The sequence below is a fragment of the Roseateles sp. GW821-FHT09H10 genome (assembly GCF_059415865.1).
On the sequence record NZ_JBWKOB010000004.1, the window covers coordinates 256,827 to 269,614 of the forward strand.

A 12,788-nucleotide genomic window follows, 5' to 3' on the forward strand; every position below is an offset into this window, starting at 1 on the left:
CGCGCTCATCCGGCTTCGCGGAACGCTCAGCTTCCGGCGCGACGAGGCCGCCGCGCAAGCCCGGCACAAAGCCACTAATGGAGTTCAACCTAACCTGCTGCATAACTAGGTTGTAGGGCGACTGTTTTGCTGCATAACACCGGCACCTGTCTGCATAACATCGGACACCTCTCTGGCCCGCAGGCCGCGCCATTGCTTGATTTCAAGCTGTTTGTCTGTTAATTTATACAGCATCAACAATGCCGGCAAGCCGGCATTCCATCAGTTGCGTCGCGGAGGTCATGGTCTAGGCCTCCATCCGCAGGCTCGCGACCTTCGGGGCGGATTGGAGGCAAGGATGCTGGGTTCGTCAATGGCGCCTGAGAGAGTGCCGCCACCAGTGCCAGCCGCCGACTTGCCTCCGTTGCAGTCCAAGCGGCTCCTGGATCAGCTGAGGGAGCGTATTCGCTTCCTGCACTACAGCCTCCGGACCGAGGACGCGTACGTGTACTGGTGCCGGGCGTACATCCGCTTCCACAGGCTGCAGCACCCGAAGGACCTCGGCGCAGATGCCGTCGAGGCGTTCTTGAGCTGGCTTGCTGACGAGCGCCGGGTGGCCTCTTCGACTCACCGCCAGGCGCTGTCAGCCTTGCTGTTCTTGTACGGCAAGGTGCTGGGTGTGAACCTGCCTTGGATGCAGGAGATTGGTCGGCCGCGTAGTCAGCGCCGAATTCCCGTCGTGCTCACGCGAGAGGAGCTGGGTCGTGTGTTTGCGCTCATGCAGGGCGAACATGCACTGTTGGCGCAGTTGCTCTATGGCACGGGGCTTCGCATCACTGAGGCGCTGCAGCTCAGAGTCAAAGACCTGGACTTCGCGCATCGCGCCCTCATCGTCCGGCAAGGCAAAGGCGGCAAGGATCGAGTGCTCATGCTGCCGGAGGCTCTGCAGAGCCAGCTCAAGATGCAGCTGCAGCGTTCACACGTTCTCTGGTCGGCCGACCAGACCGCCGGCAAGAGCGGCGTCGAGATGCCCGACGCGTTGGAGCGCAAGTACCCAAGGGCTGGTGCATCCTGGGCATGGTTCTGGGTGTTTCCGCAGGATCACCATTCTGTGGATCCGCGCTCGGGCGTCGTGCGCCGCCATCACCTATACGACCAGACCTTTCAGCGGGCATTCAAGCGAGCGGTCCAAGGCGCCGGGATCCACAAACCCGCGACGCCGCACACACTGAGGCATTCGTTCGCCACGCACCTGCTTCAGGATGGCTACGAAATCCGTACGGTGCAGGATCTTCTAGGACACGCCGACGTGGCCACCACCATGATCTACACGCATGTGCTGAAGGTTGGCGGTGGGGCTGTGCGCAGTCCCATGGACACCATGGCTGCCCGGTCAGCGGGGGTATCACTTGACGCCTAGAAGAACGGCCAGGAAGCAGTCATTCTGGACTGACCACCAGTAGCCTGTCGCCGAGGGACGGCGAACTTCCGCTTTGGGCACTTTGCTGACCCCGGGACGCCGCCGGCCAAGGACAGCAGACCGCCTGCAGCCGACATCTAGCCTGCGCTTGATTGGAGCGATGAAGGGACGGCGCAACTATGGATGCCTCCGCATTCACGGGTTGACAGTTCGTTGACACCGAATGCCAACAACAGACCAGCTTTCGCAGCTAACCTGTTGATTTTGTTGGTAGGCCGTATTGGACTTGAACCAATGACCAAAGGATTATGAGTCCTCTGCTCTGACCAACTGAGCTAACGGCCCCCGGGGAGGAGGCGCGGATTCTAGTCAGGGCCGAGGCGACGCCGCCCTCAGCGCTGCGACAGCGCCTGCCCCACCATCCGCGATGTGATGTCGACGATCTGGATCATGCGGTCGTAGGCCATGCGGGTCGGGCCGATGACGCCCAGGGTGCCCACCACCTGGCCATCCACTTCATAAGGTGCCGACACGATCGACAGCTCCTCATAGGGCACAACCTGGCTTTCGCCGCCGATGTAGATGCGCACGCCCTCGGCCCGGCTGGAGGTGTCGAGCAGGCGCATCAGCTGGGTCTTCTGCTCGAAGAGGTCGAAGAGGCGGCGCAGGCTGCCCATGTCGTGGCTGAAGTCCTGCACGGTCAGCAGGTTGCGCTCGCCGGAGACGACGACCCGCTCTTCCTGCTGCTGCATGGCCTCGCTGCCCACCTGCACGGCGGCGCTCATCAGGCCGGCGATCTCGCCGCGCAGCGCGTCCACTTCATGGCGCAAGCGCTCGCGCACGGCCTCCAGCGTCAGGCCGGCATAGCCGGCATTCAGCCGGTTGCTGGCCTCCTGCAATTCACCCTGGCTGAGGTCCTGGGCCGTGAAGACGACGCGGTTCTGCACGTCGCCGTCGGGCGCGACGAGGATGACGAGGACGCGGCGCTCGCCCAGGCGCAGGAATTCGATGTGGTGGAAGACGCTGGGCTTCTTGGGCGCCGTGACGACGCCGACAAAGCTGGACAGGTTGGACAGCATCTGCGCCGCGCTGGCGATGACGCGCTGGGGCTGGTCGGGCTGAAGCTGGGCCGTCTCGACACCGATCAGGCCAGGCTGGGCCGTCAGCATCGTGTCGACGAACAGGCGGTAGCCGCGCGCCGTCGGGATGCGGCCGGCGCTGGTGTGCGGGCTGGCGATGAGGCCGAGCTCTTCGAGGTCGGCCATGACGTTGCGGATGGTCGCGGGGCTGAGTTCCAGGCCCGAGGCTTTGGACAGCGTGCGCGACCCCACGGGCTGGCCGTCGGCGATATACCGTTCGACCAGGGTTTTCAGCAGGGATTTGGATCGCTCGTCGAGCATCCGTACATTCTATGAAACCCCCGTTTCCTCCCGGGAGAGGCGATACCCCTGTGGTGTAATTTGCCGCATGGCCGAGCGCTTCAGACATGTCGCCATCGTGGGCAAGCATCAGGCGCCAGGCATCAAGCCGGTGCTGGAAGAGATTGCCCAATTTTTGTGCAGCCAGGGGCTGGATGTCTCGCTGGAAGCAGACACCGCGCTCAACACCGGCCTGACCGACTACGAAGCGCTGTCCAACGACGAGCTCGGCCGGCAATGCGACCTGGCCGTCGTCATCGGCGGCGACGGCACCATGCTGGGCTTTGCGCGCGACATGGCCCGCCACGGCATTCCGCTGGTCGGCATCAACCAGGGGCGCCTCGGCTTCATCACCGACATCCCCATCGAGCGCTGGCGCGAATCGCTGGCGCCGGTGCTGGCGGGCGACTACGAGGTCGAGCCGCGGGCCATGCTGGAAGGCGCGGTCTGGCGCGACGGCGAGTCCATCTTCTCCGGCCTGGCGCTCAACGACGTGGTCGTCAGCCGCGGCGGCACTTCCGGCATGGTGGAGCTGAAGGTCAACGTCGGCGAGCAGTTCGTCGCCAATATGCGCGCCGACGGCCTGATCGTGGCCTCGCCCACCGGCTCCACGGCCTATGCGCTGTCGGCCGGCGGGCCCATCCTGCACCCCAGCATCGCCGGCTGGCTGATCGTGCCGATCGCGCCCCACACCCTGTCCAACCGGCCCATCGTGCTGCCCGACCTGGGCGAGGTGCGCATGGAGATCGTCGCCGGCCGCGACGCCTCGGTGAACTTCGACATGCAAAGCCTCGCCAGCCTGCTGCACGGCGACACCATCACCGTGCGGCGCAGCCAGCACCAAGTCCGCTTCCTGCACCCCAAGGGCTGGAGTTATTACGCGACCTTGCGTCGCAAACTGAGGTGGTACGTTTAGATGCTGCGGCACCTGAGCCTGAAAGACTTCGTCATCGTTCCCGCGCTGGAGCTCGACTTCGAGCCCGGCTTCGCCGTGCTGACCGGCGAGACCGGCGCCGGCAAGTCCATCCTCATCGACGCCTTGCAGCTGGCCCTAGGCGGCCGCGGGGACGCCGGCGTGGTGCGCGAGGGCGCGGCCAAGGCCGAGATCTGCGCCGAGTTCGACACGCCGGCGCATCTGCGCGCCTGGCTGGACGAGGCCGGCTACGACAACGAAGCGACGCTGCTGCTGCGCCGCGTCATCGACACGACCGGCAAGAGCCGCGCCTGGATCAACGGCGGCGCGGCCACGCTGACCCAGCTGCGCGAGCTGGCCGACCACCTGCTCGACATCCACGGCCAGCATGCCTGGCAAGGCCTGACCCGCCCGGCCTCCGTGCGCGAGCTGCTCGATGGCTTCGCGGGCCTGGACACCGCGCCGCTGGCCCGTGCCCACGCGGCCTGGAAGCAGGCGTCGGAAGCCTTGGCCAAGGCCCAGGGCCTGCAGGCCGAGGCCCAGCGCGAACGCGAGCGCCTGGCCTGGCAGATCGGCGAACTCGACGGCCTGGCGCCGGCCGAGGGCGAATGGACCGAGCTGAATGCCGAGCATGAGCGCCTGTCGCACGGCCAGTCGCTGATCGACGCGGCCAAGTCGGCCCTGGATGCACTGGACGAAGCCGAGCCCAGTGCCCAATCCCTCGCCGGCGGCGCGCTGGACCAGCTGGAACGCGTGCTCGACCACGACGCCCGCCTGCTGCCCGCCGTGCAGGCCCTGCGCGATGTGCAGGCCCAGCTGCAGGACGCCTGCCACACGCTGTCGGCTTATCTGCACAAGGCCGACCTCGACCCGGCCCGCCTGGCCGAGCTCGATGAGCGCGTGTCTGCCTGGATGACGCTGTCGCGACGCTACCGCCGCCAGCCTCAGGAGCTGCCGGCCCTGCTCGCCCAGTGGCGCGCCGAGTTGGCCGCGCTCGACGCTGCCAGCGACCCGGCCCAGCTCGAGGCTGCCCTGGCCGCGGCGCGCAAGGCCTTCGACAGCGAGGCCCAGGCCGCCAGCCGGGCCCGCAAGAAGGCCGCGCCCCAGCTCGCGTCCGCCGTCACGGCGGCCATGCAGCAGCTCGGCATGGCCGGTGGCCAGTTCGATATCGCGCTGCAGCCGGCCGACGGTCCGCAGAGCTTCGGCCTCGAATCCGCCGAGTTCCTCGTCGCCGGCCACGCCGGCAGCACGCCGCGGCCGCTGGCCAAGGTGGCCTCGGGCGGCGAGCTGTCGCGCATCGCGCTGGCCATCGCCGTGACCACCAGCCAGGCCGCTACCGGCAACGCCCCCGGCACGTTGATCTTTGACGAGATCGACGTCGGCATCGGCGGCGCCGTGGCCGAGACGGTAGGCCGCCTGATGAAGCAGCTCGGCCATGCGGCCGACGGGCAGCGCCAGGTGCTGGCCGTCACCCACCTGCCCCAGGTCGCCGCCTGCGCCGACCGCCATCTCGTCGTCGCCAAGGCCCTGCAGGACGGCAGCACGGTCAGCTCCGTCAGCCCCGTGGCCGGCGAAGCCCGCGTCGCCGAAGTCGCCCGCATGCTGGGCGGCGAGCGCCTGTCGTCCACCAGCCTCGCGCATGCGCAGGAGATGCTGGACGCCTCCACGGCCAAACCGAAGAAGGCCAGGTCATGAGCGCAGCGCCGGGCAGCCCCAAGCAAGCTCGCTCCCGCTTGGCGGGACAAGCCGCAGGCCGAAGGGTGCATCAATGAACATGGACACCGACCCGCATGGCGACGTGGTGCTGCTGACCGGCATGTCCGGCGGCGGCAAGTCGGTGGCCATGCACGCGCTGGAGGACGCCGGCTATTTCTGCGTCGACAACCTGCCCGCCGAGCTGCTGCTGGACTTCCTGCGCCTGGAGCAGCAGCGCGGCGAGCGCCGCGTCGCCATCTCGGTGGACGTGCGCTCGGCGGGCTCCCTGCCGCTGCTGCTGCCGCTGCTGAAGGAGCTGCGCGCCAAGGGCGTGCCGGTGCGCTCCATCTTCCTGGACGCCAACAACGAGGCGCTGATGCGGCGCTTCTCCGAGACGCGCCGCCCCCACCCGCTGCGCGAGGACCGCGACACCGGCTTCGGCGCGCTGGAAGGCGCCGCCGAGGACAGCCACCGCCTGCTGCTGGACGCCATCCAGCTGGAGCGCGAGCTGCTCGGCGGGCTCAAGGCCGAGTCCACCGTCATCGACACCAGCCAGCTGCGCGCCGCCCAGCTGCGCGCCTGGCTGAGCGACCTCGTCGGCCCCCATGCCGGCACCAAGCTGACCCTGGTCTTCGAGAGCTTTGCCTTCAAGCACGGCGTGCCCAGCGACGCGGACTTCGTCTTCGACGTGCGCGTGCTGCCCAACCCCTATTACGACCGCGAGCTGCGCCCGCTGACCGGCCGTGACGCGCCGGTGGCGGCCTATCTGGCGGCCCAGCCCGAGGTCGGCCTGATGATGGGCCAGATCGCGGGCTTCCTGTCGCGCTGGCTGCCCAATTTCGCGGCCGACCAGCGCAGCTACCTGACCGTGGCCATCGGCTGCACCGGCGGCCAGCACCGCTCGGTCTATCTCGTCGAGATGCTGGCCAGGCAGTTCAGCCATCACGGCCATGTGCTGAAGCGCCACCGCGAACTGGATGCAAGGTAGTTTCAGAATGTTTGTTCTAGACATTGAGTTCTAGAACAGATATTCTGAATGTATGAATTCAACGCCCTCCGCCAAGCCGACGGCCGCCGAGCTGGACTTGCTGCAGGTGCTGTGGCGCCTTGGGGCCGCCGACGCCAAGGCCGTGCACGAGGCCCTGCTGGCCGAGCGCCCCGACGCCAGCTACGCCACCGTGCTGCGCCAGCTGCAGGTCATGCACGGCAAGGGCCTGCTGAGCCGCGACGAGAGCCAGCGCCCGCAGCTCTATGCGCCCGTGCAGGCCCAGGACAAGCTGCAGCAATCGCTGATGAAGGATTTCATCAGCAAGGCCTTCGCCGGCTCGGGCAAGGCCCTGGTGCTGGCCGCCCTGAAGAGCCATGTCAGCGCCAAGGAACGCGCCGAGATCCGCCAGTTGCTGGGTGAGAAGGGAGACAAGGCATGAGCCTTGAACTCGCCATGAATGCCTGGGGCTGGGCCCTCGTCAACTTCGTCTGGCAGGGTGCCGTGGTGGGCGGCGCCGTGGCCCTGCTGCTGGCGCTGATGCGTGGCGCCTCGGCGCGCTGGCGCTATGCCGTCTGCGCCGCCGGCCTGGCCCTCTGCCTGGGCCTACCGCTGGCCCAATGCCTGGACTTCGCGCCGGGCGAGGCCGACTTCATCGGCGAACTGCCGCCGCTGGCCGAGCAGCTGCCGGCCCTCGTCACCGCCTGGGCCCTGGGCACGGCACTGATGCTGGCTCGCCTGGCGCTGGGCCTGGCCTGGGTCGGCCGGGCACGCCGCCGGTCCACGCCGGCCCCGGCCGAATGGCAGGCGCGGCTGGATGCCCTCGCCCGCCGCCTGGGCCTGAAGCGCAGGGTGCCGCTGCGCCTGCTGCCCGACCTGGCCGGCCCCATCGCGCTGGGGCTGCTCAAGCCCTGCGTGCTGCTGCCGGCTGCCCTGCTCTCCCGCCTGCCGGTGGACCTGATCGAGGCCCTGCTGGCCCACGAGCTGGCCCATGTGCGGCGCTGGGACTACCTCGCCAACCTGCTGCAGAGCGCCGTCGAGGCCCTGCTCTTCTTCCATCCCGTCGTGTGGTGGCTGTCCGCCCGCATGCGCCACGAGCGCGAACTGGTGGCCGACGAGATCTCGGCCGAGCTGCTCGGCCAGAGCGATGGCCGGCGCCGCCTGGCCCTGGCCCTGCACGCACTGTCCGAACTCAATTCCTCTCCCATGACCCCAACTCCCCTCGCCATGGCCGCCCGCGGCGGCCAACTGCTGGCCCGCATCGAGCGCCTGCTCGCCCCCCGTCCCCAGGCCACCGGCTGGAAGCTGGCCCTGCCGGCCCTGCTGATCGCCGCCACCAGCTTCGTCGTGCAGGCCAAGGCCCGCGATCCCGTCGAGGTGCCGGCGGCGCCCGCCACCCAGTCCGCCCCCGCGGCCGCAGAGGTCGTGCCACCGGCCCAGCAGCTGCGCCTGCCGGTCAATGCCAAGCATGTCGTCGTCATCGACGATGCGACGGGCAGGGTGCTGATGGCCCGCGACGCCGACGCCGTCGTGCCCATCGCCTCGCTGACCAAGCTGCTGACGGCCATGGTGGTGCTGGACGCCAAGCTGGACCCCGGCGAGAAGCTGCGCATCACCAGCGACGACGTCGACACGCTGAAGCACAGCCGCTCGCGGGTGCGCGTCGGCACGCAGATGAGCCGCCAGGCGGCGCTGGAGATGTCGCTGATGGAGTCCGAGAACCGCGCCGCCGCGGCACTGGCCCGCACCTTCCCCGGCGGCGAGGCCGGCTTCGTCAAGGCCATGCAGGCCAAGATCCGCGCCCTCGGCCTCAAGCGCACGACCATCAGCGATTCGACGGGTCTGTCGCCCGCCAATATGTCCACGGCCACCGAGATGGCCACCGTCACGGCCGCCGCCGCGCGCTATGGCGAGATCGAGCGCATCACCAGCGTCAAGAAGGCCAAGGCGACCGTTGATGGCCGGCCGCGCGAGCTGCGCAACACCAACCGCCTGGTGGGCGCCAAGGGCTGGAACATCCGCGTCTCCAAGACCGGCTACACCGAGGAGGCCGGCCGCTGCCTGGCCATGCGCATCCTAAACGGCAAGCGGCCGGTCACCGTCGTGCTGCTGGATGCCGACGGCTCGGCCAACCGCCTGCGCGACGCGGCGCTGATCCGCAAGTCACTGGCCCGCCAAAGCTCCTGAACATGCAGCGCCGCCATCTGCTCGCGGCCGGCAGCGCCGCTCTGGGCCTGCCTGTCCATGCGCTCGACTTCGCGCCGCCGCGCCTGCCGGCCGCCATGCGCGCCAGCACGGACCGCATCATCGACATCGCCGTCGGCATCCGTCCCTTCCGTGCCCAGGGGCCGCGCATCGAGGCCGAGAGGCGCCACGGCAAGACCGTCGTCCACCACTACGGCCATGGTGGCAGCGGCTGGTCGCTGTCCTGGGGCTCGGCCCAGCGCGCGCTGGCGCTGATCCAGGCCAGCGGCGCGCGGCCGGGCGAGCGCATCGCCGTCATCGGCTGCGGCGCCATCGGCCTGACCACGGCGCGCACGGCCCAGCAGGCCGGCTACAAGGTGAGCCTCTACGCCAAGGACCGCCCGCCGCGCGTGCATTCCTCGGCCGCCACCGGGCTGTGGACACCGGACTCGCGCATCATCGCCAGCGAGCATGCCAGCGAGGCTTGGACGGCGGACTGGGAAGCCATGGCGCGGGCCTCGTTCAAGGTGCACCAGGGCTACCTCGGCCTGCCCTCGGGGCCCGTCGAATGGCATGACGGCTATGTCGTGGCCGACGAGGATTTCAACCAGCCCCTGCCCGGCCACATCGGCGAGCCGGACTACCCCGAGCTGGCCTCACGCGTCGCCGACCTGCGCCCGCGCGGCAAGGCGCTGGCGGCCGGCGAGCACCCCTTCCGCGCCGCGCATGCGCGCCGCTTCACCCAGCTGGTCTTCAACATCCCGGCCTATCAGCGCCTGCTGCTGGACGACTTTGCCCGCGACGGCGGCGAGCTGGTGCAGCGCGAGTTCCGCACGCCGCGCGACTTCGCCCGCCTGCCCGAGCGCGTCGTCGTCAACTGCATGGGCGACGGCGCCCGCCGGCTGTTGAACGACATCGGCATGACGCCGGTGCGCGGCCAGACGGCCCGGCTGATCCCGCAGCCCGAGGTGGACTACGCGCTGATCTACCGCGGCCACAACCTCGTCGTGCTGCCGCGCCGCGACGGCCTGCTCGTCGCGGCCATGGGCGTGGGCGATTTCGGCAATGCCGATCTCACGCCCGACCGGGCCCAGTCCGAAGACGCCGTGCAGCAACTGGCCACGCTGTTCTAGCCGGATCCCATGCAGGTTCCAGCCAGAACGCTTCTCGCCATCTGCGCTTCGCTGGCGTCCGCCGCAGCGCACGCAGCAGACGACGACAGCCGCATCCGTGGCGCCGTGGAAGCCGCCATCCTGCCGCTGATGTCGCGTCACGACATCCCCGGCATGGCCGTGGCCTTGAGCGTCGACGGCCGCTCCCACCTCTTCAACTTCGGCGTCACCGGCAGGCAGGCCCAGGCCCCCGTCACGGACGCCACGCTGTTCGAGATCGGCTCGGTGAGCAAGGTACTGACCGCCACCCTGGCGGCCTACGCGCAGAGCACCGGCAAGCTGTCGATGGGCGACCATCCCGGCAAATACCTGCCCGAGCTGAAGGGCACAGCCATCGACAAGGCCACGCTGCTGCACCTCGCAACCTACACGGCCGGCGGCCTGCCGCTGCAGTTTCCTGATGCGGTTGCGGGTGACGCGGCAGCCCTGGGCTACTTCAGGAGCTGGAAGCCGGCGCACAGCCCCGGAGCCGTGCGCAGCTACTCCAATCCAAGCCTGGGCCTGCTCGGGCTGGTCACGGCGAAGGCGCTGGACCAGGACTTCGCGACGGCCCTCGAGACCCGCCTGTTTCCCGCGTTCGGCATGGCCCGCAGCCACGTACGCCTGCCCGATCGCGCGATGCAGGACTACGCCTGGGGCCATCGTGGCGGCCAGCAGGTCAGGATGCAGCCGGGGCCACTTGCCGAGCCCACCTATGGCGTCAGGACGACGGCGGCGGACCTGCTTCGCTTCGTGCAGGCGAACATCGATCCGGGCTCGCTGGAGCCGGCGATGCGCCGTGCTGTCGAGGCCACGCAGCAGGGGCACTTCCGTTCCGGGCCGCTCGTGCAGGGGCTGGGCTGGGAGCAATACCCCTACCCCGTCTCACGCGAGTGGCTGCTGGGCGGCAACTCGGCCGAAATGATCTTCGGCGCGCAGCCGGCGCAACGGCTGACCGGCGCGACGCCAGATCAACCGCGCCTCTTCAACAAGACGGGTTCGACGGGAGGTTTCGGCGCCTATGTCGCCTTCGTTCCGTCCCGGCGGGTCGGCCTCGTGATGCTGGCGAATCGCAACTACCCCATTCCGGCCCGCGTGGAAGCGGCGTGGTCGATGCTGCAGGCGCTGGCCCCGGCCGCCGACTGAACGGCGCACGGCCGGCCCGCCAGGCCTAGAAGGTTTCCCAGTCGCCCTCGGCCGCGCTGGGCGCGGCTGCCGCAGCCTTGGGTGCCGGAGCAGCGGCAACCGGCGCAGCCGCCGCCTTGGCCATGGGGCGCGGTGCCGGCTTGGGCGCCACGGCCTGGGCTGCCGCGGCGGGCCGCGGCGCCGGCTTGGGCGCGCTGCGCGGCGCGGGGGCCGGCGCGTGGCTGGCGTCGACGCGGAAGGCCGCCACGGCCTCGGACAGCTTGGCCGTCTGCATGCGCATGCTCTCGGCCGCCGCGGCCGTCTGCTCCACCAGCGCCGCGTTCTGCTGCGTGGCCTGGTCGAGCTGGCTGACGGCGGCATTGATCTGGCCCACGCCCTCGCTCTGTTCGCGGCTGGACACGGTGATCTCGCCGACGAGGTCGGTCACCTTGCGCACCTCGTTGACCATCTGGCCTATGGTCTCGCGCGCGGCCAGCACCTGGCTGCTGCCGCTCTCGACCTTGGTGACGCTGTCGCCGATCAGGCTCTTGATCTCCTTGGCCGCCTCGGCGCTGCGCTGGGCCAGCAACCTCACCTCGCCGGCCACGACGGCAAAGCCGCGGCCCTGCTCGCCGGCCCGGGCGGCTTCCACCGCCGCGTTCAAGGCCAGGATATTGGTCTGGAAGGCGATGCCGTCGATGGTGCCGATGATGTCGCTGATCTTGCGGCTGGAGGTCGAGATGGCGTCCATCGTCGTGACGACCTCGCCCACGGCCGTGCCGCCCGCGCCGGCCACCTCGGAGGCATGATTGGCGAGCTGGTCGGCCTGGCGGGCGTTGTCGGCATTGGCCTTGATCTGCGCGGCCATCTGCTCGACGGACGCCGCCGTCTGCTCCAGGCTGGAGGCCTGGCTCTCGGTGCGGGCCGACAGGTCGGCATTGCCCTGGGCGATCTCGGCCGCCGCCACATTGAGCTGGTCGCAGCCCAGACGCACGCCCGACACCATGCGCGCGAGGTTCTGCGTCATCTCGTCCAGCATGCTCAGCAACTGGCCGAGTTCGTCGCGCGAGCTGCTCTGCAGGCGCTGGGTCAGGTCGCCCCCGGCCACGGCCCTGACGGCCTCGGAGGCTTTCTGCACCGGGCCGGTGATGGAGCGGGTGATGGACAGGGCCGCCAGCACGCCGATCACCAGGGCCACGATCGATGCGACGCCGAAGATCCACAGCACGCGCTTGTAGGCGGCTTCGGCCGCCGCCGTGGTGTCGCCGGCCAGCTTCTCGTTGTAGTCCCACCACTTGTTGATGCTTTCGCGCACCGGCGTGAAGGCCGCGCGCGCGGCGCCGAAGGTGAGCTCCTTGGCGGCCGTCGTCTGCGTCGGGTCGGAGGCGCCTTCCTCGGAGGCCTTCAGCACCTTGTCCTGCACCGCGAAATAGGCCGCGGCCCCTTCGCCGACCTGCTTGAGCAGGGCGCGGTCCTGGTCATCGGCGCTCAGCAGCTCATAGTCCTTCAGGCGTTGACGCAGGTCGTCGCGGGACTTGAGGATGCGCGCCGTCAGGGACTTCTTCTCCTTGTCGTCGTCCGTCAGCAGATGCTGCTGCTCCAGCCGCCGGGCGTCCGACAGGGCCGCATCGACCTGATGGACGACCCTCAGCGAGGGCAGGATGTTCTGGGGGTAGTACTCGGCGTAATGGTTGATGGACTTCGCCAGCAGCGTGCCGATGGCCGCCATCGCGAGCATCAGGGCCAGCAGCACCGCAAAGGCCAGGCTCAGGCGCGTGCCGACGCGCAGATTCTTCAGTCCATCCACGGCTGTCCCCTTGTCGTTGTGCAAACGACTGTGCCTCTTTCCCCGGGGCCAGGCAATGCGGGAAGAGCTGCGTTTTCCGCGACTTCTGTCAGCTTTCTGACACTCGGCAGC

10 protein-coding genes and 1 tRNA gene are annotated in these 12,788 nt (G+C 69.2%); 8 read left to right on the plus strand and 3 right to left on the minus strand.

Annotation, left to right across the window (positions count from 1 at the left end):
- Positions 1–352: 352 nt before the first annotated feature.
- Positions 353–1,399 (plus strand): integron integrase, encoded by a 1,047-nt coding sequence (locus AC07OY_RS19750; RefSeq protein WP_495044568.1) that lies wholly within the window; start codon positions 353–355, stop codon positions 1,397–1,399.
- Positions 1,400–1,667: 268 nt separating this feature from the next.
- On the opposite strand, the gene AC07OY_RS19755 is transcribed toward AC07OY_RS19750, so the two are convergent.
- Both AC07OY_RS19755 and hrcA read right to left on the minus strand, forming a co-directional pair.
- A tRNA-Ile gene (locus AC07OY_RS19755) sits at positions 1,668–1,744 on the minus strand.
- Between the two features lie 47 nt (positions 1,745–1,791).
- Positions 1,792–2,799: a heat-inducible transcriptional repressor HrcA gene (hrcA, locus tag AC07OY_RS19760; protein ID WP_119046847.1), complete on the minus strand. Its 1,008-nt coding sequence runs from the start codon at positions 2,797–2,799 to the stop codon at positions 1,792–1,794.
- A gap of 67 nt (positions 2,800–2,866) precedes the next feature.
- On the opposite strand from hrcA, the gene AC07OY_RS19765 reads away from it, so the two are divergent.
- From AC07OY_RS19765 to ampC, 7 genes are all read left to right on the plus strand, one after another.
- Entirely contained in the window at positions 2,867–3,733 is an 867-nt protein-coding gene (locus AC07OY_RS19765) for an NAD kinase (protein ID WP_495044323.1), read from the plus strand.
- On the plus strand, positions 3,734–5,425 hold the full coding sequence (gene recN / locus AC07OY_RS19770) for a DNA repair protein RecN (protein WP_495044324.1): 1,692 nt from the start codon (positions 3,734–3,736) through the stop codon (positions 5,423–5,425).
- Between the two features lie 73 nt (positions 5,426–5,498).
- Entirely contained in the window at positions 5,499–6,413 is a 915-nt protein-coding gene (gene rapZ, locus AC07OY_RS19775) for an RNase adapter RapZ (RefSeq protein WP_495044325.1), read from the plus strand.
- Positions 6,414–6,465: 52 nt separating this feature from the next.
- Complete coding sequence (locus AC07OY_RS19780) at positions 6,466–6,852, plus strand: BlaI/MecI/CopY family transcriptional regulator (protein WP_495044326.1); 387 nt, start codon at positions 6,466–6,468, stop codon at positions 6,850–6,852.
- A complete protein-coding gene (locus tag AC07OY_RS19785; protein WP_495044327.1) occupies positions 6,849–8,597 on the plus strand; it encodes a M56 family metallopeptidase in 1,749 nt (582 codons plus the stop codon). The genes AC07OY_RS19780 and AC07OY_RS19785 overlap by 4 nt, the downstream gene beginning before the upstream one ends.
- A 2-nt stretch (positions 8,598–8,599) precedes the next feature.
- A complete protein-coding gene (locus AC07OY_RS19790) occupies positions 8,600–9,727 on the plus strand; it encodes an FAD-dependent oxidoreductase (RefSeq protein WP_495044328.1) in 1,128 nt (375 codons plus the stop codon).
- A 9-nt stretch (positions 9,728–9,736) separates the two neighbouring features.
- Positions 9,737–10,891: a class C beta-lactamase gene (ampC, locus tag AC07OY_RS19795; RefSeq protein ID WP_495044329.1), complete on the plus strand. Its 1,155-nt coding sequence runs from the start codon at positions 9,737–9,739 to the stop codon at positions 10,889–10,891.
- 25 nt (positions 10,892–10,916) lie between these two features.
- Here the strand turns inward: ampC and AC07OY_RS19800 are convergent, their stop codons facing one another.
- Positions 10,917–12,677: a methyl-accepting chemotaxis protein gene (locus tag AC07OY_RS19800; RefSeq protein WP_495044330.1), complete on the minus strand. Its 1,761-nt coding sequence runs from the start codon at positions 12,675–12,677 to the stop codon at positions 10,917–10,919.
- Positions 12,678–12,788 lie beyond the last annotated feature (111 nt).

What these genes read in the sequence shown, in the direction of transcription:
- AC07OY_RS19765 (WP_495044323.1), top strand. Translation starts at nt 2,867, where the DNA reads ATGGCCGAGCGCTTCAGACATGTCGCCATCGTGGGCAAGCATCAGGCG.
- AC07OY_RS19750 (WP_495044568.1), top strand. Translation starts at nt 353, where the DNA reads ATGGCGCCTGAGAGAGTGCCGCCACCAGTGCCAGCCGCCGACTTGCCT.
- ampC (WP_495044329.1), top strand. Translation starts at nt 9,737, where the DNA reads ATGCAGGTTCCAGCCAGAACGCTTCTCGCCATCTGCGCTTCGCTGGCG.
- rapZ (WP_495044325.1), top strand. Translation starts at nt 5,499, where the DNA reads ATGAACATGGACACCGACCCGCATGGCGACGTGGTGCTGCTGACCGGC.
- AC07OY_RS19780 (WP_495044326.1), top strand. Translation starts at nt 6,466, where the DNA reads ATGAATTCAACGCCCTCCGCCAAGCCGACGGCCGCCGAGCTGGACTTG.
- AC07OY_RS19785 (WP_495044327.1), top strand. Translation starts at nt 6,849, where the DNA reads ATGAGCCTTGAACTCGCCATGAATGCCTGGGGCTGGGCCCTCGTCAAC.
- hrcA (WP_119046847.1), bottom strand. Translation starts at nt 2,799, where the DNA reads ATGCTCGACGAGCGATCCAAATCCCTGCTGAAAACCCTGGTCGAACGG.
- AC07OY_RS19790 (WP_495044328.1), top strand. Translation starts at nt 8,600, where the DNA reads ATGCAGCGCCGCCATCTGCTCGCGGCCGGCAGCGCCGCTCTGGGCCTG.
- recN (WP_495044324.1), top strand. Translation starts at nt 3,734, where the DNA reads ATGCTGCGGCACCTGAGCCTGAAAGACTTCGTCATCGTTCCCGCGCTG.